This window comes from Lactiplantibacillus xiangfangensis (assembly GCF_001438845.1).
Taxonomy (GTDB): Bacteria; Bacillota; Bacilli; order Lactobacillales; family Lactobacillaceae; genus Lactiplantibacillus; species Lactiplantibacillus xiangfangensis.
Genome location: NZ_JQCL01000047.1, coordinates 1 through 1828, shown reverse-complemented (window position 1 = coordinate 1828; position 1828 = coordinate 1). Strand labels below are relative to the sequence as shown.

Annotated in this window: 2 protein-coding genes; one reads left to right on the top strand and one right to left on the bottom strand. The window is 32.8% G+C overall.

Features of this window, described 5'->3' with window-relative positions; genetic code table 11:
• Positions 1-46 precede the first annotated feature (46 nt).
• Positions 47-124 carry a putative holin-like toxin gene (locus IV64_RS03955; RefSeq protein WP_076661461.1) on the bottom strand — a complete coding sequence of 26 codons (78 nt, stop codon included), beginning with the start codon at positions 122-124 and terminating at the stop codon, positions 47-49.
• A gap of 305 nt (positions 125-429) precedes the next feature.
• Between IV64_RS03955 and IV64_RS03950 the strand changes: the two genes are divergently transcribed.
• Positions 430-1509 (top strand): FRG domain-containing protein, encoded by a 1080-nt coding sequence (locus IV64_RS03950; protein ID WP_057705857.1) that lies wholly within the window; start codon positions 430-432, stop codon positions 1507-1509.
• The last annotated feature ends 319 nt before the right edge of the window (positions 1510-1828 follow it).

Sequence of the window (1828 nt, the reverse complement as noted above, 5' to 3'; positions counted from 1 at the left end):
ATAATAGATTAAATAATCCGTTAGCCCTGCCAAAAGCTAAGACGGATTATTTTTTTTGCTGACTTTTGATCAGCTCAACAATTAATGCAATCAAGGCCACGATAAATGTACCGAAAGCTAGCATTAATTGTAAAGCGTCCGAAACGGACACTTAGGCTACTCCTTTCGTTAGGATTTATGGGCTTTAAAGGTTTAACACCATAAGCACCGCCTCCGATCGGAAATAGCCACCGCCTTAACTTCTCTACTTGATTCATTATACAGAGATATAATTCTTTTAGAAACATATTTTTAAATCAGTAGTGTACTTCATTCTAACCTGGATTAGTGTATTAACGTAAGTCATCTTAGTAAGAACATTGAGCATAAAAATACGGTAATTGATTCATTTTATCAGAGTGCTTGCTTATATCTATAGGAGGTTCTATTTTGAATATTCAATCTGTAAATAGTTTTTTAAGCAAAAAAGCAGAATCCCTAAAGTCTATAAAAGCTAATGTAACAGTTGATGGAAGAGGTTTGATACCACGATTTTTCTATAGAGGACAGTCAAATGACTTCAAAAGTAGTAATAACGTTGCTAGCATCTTTAGACAAAAAGAGCTCTCCGGATATACCCATGAATATTCATTTACTAATGAGTACATGCGTAGGTACGCAAACGATTTTAACAATTTAGAAAACAATTTTTCTCGCCTGTCTTATATGCAACATTTTGGCTTGCCAACTAGGTTATTAGATGTAACGACCAATGCTCTTGTCGCTCTTTATTTTGCCTGTCAATCTCATCTTGATTCTGAAAGACATGAAACAGACGGGATAGTTACCATGTTTTTTTCTAACAAGACACAAAATATTGATGATTTCACATACTATAGTAGTCGCAGTGACACCGTGGAAGTCTTATCAACATTAGCATTGATGGACGAAGAAAAAAAGAAAAGTATTTATAGAAAAATATCTTCTTTCAACAAAAATATTGATGATTTGTTGAAAGAAGATGAAAATCATTTATACCAAAGTTGGTACATGGATCTGGTCAAGCAGTTCCCAGAGGGCTATTATGAACAACTTTCTGAGGAAAACCAAAAAGTATATGACTCACTAAATGATTTCTATAAAGAAATAAATCAGTCTTATGAAATGCAATGCCTGTATCATGATATTAAAAGAGATACTGGTTATTTTGCTGATCTAATCAACTTTAGAACTTTACTTCACCCATTTTTCGTCGAACCTTCAATTAATAATGAACGCTTACGAGCTCAAAGTGGTTTTTTCCTTTTTGAACCTTATGATGGTACATCATGTAGCTTGGAAAATATTCATGATGATATTGATAACAAAGTATCTCTGTACAATGGACACAATGAGCCAATTAGATTAGTAATTCCTGGTGAAAAAAAGCAACAAATTTTAAACGAATTAAATCAATCATTGGAAATAAACCAGGCTACTTTATTTCCAGACAAAGAAAATGTGGCTAGTTATATAAAAAATAATTTTTAATAAAAAATGTTTAAAGGCCGTTAGGGTATGCCTTAATGGCTGTTTTTGATAGCATACTATACTTGGATTTATAGATGTTTATTAAAACTGTCTAAATGAGAAGACCAGACATTGTTTTATTAGTATGAAAAGAGGTGATGAACATAGCGGAACGTCCAATTTTTGTAGAAATATGAGCAGCAAGACGTTCTCTAATTTTTATTGGTATAGTAGATTGTAAAATTAATCCGAACGCTGTTCGGACAAAAAAGATCAGCTTCCTCTAAAATGGTGTTTACCACAAACCCATCTTTTAGGAGCTGATCTTTTGTCTAGTATA

Coding starts and splice junctions, on each gene's coding strand:
- IV64_RS03955 (WP_076661461.1), bottom strand. CDS start 124: ATGCTAGCTTTCGGTACATTTATCGTGGCCTTGATTGCATTAATTGTT.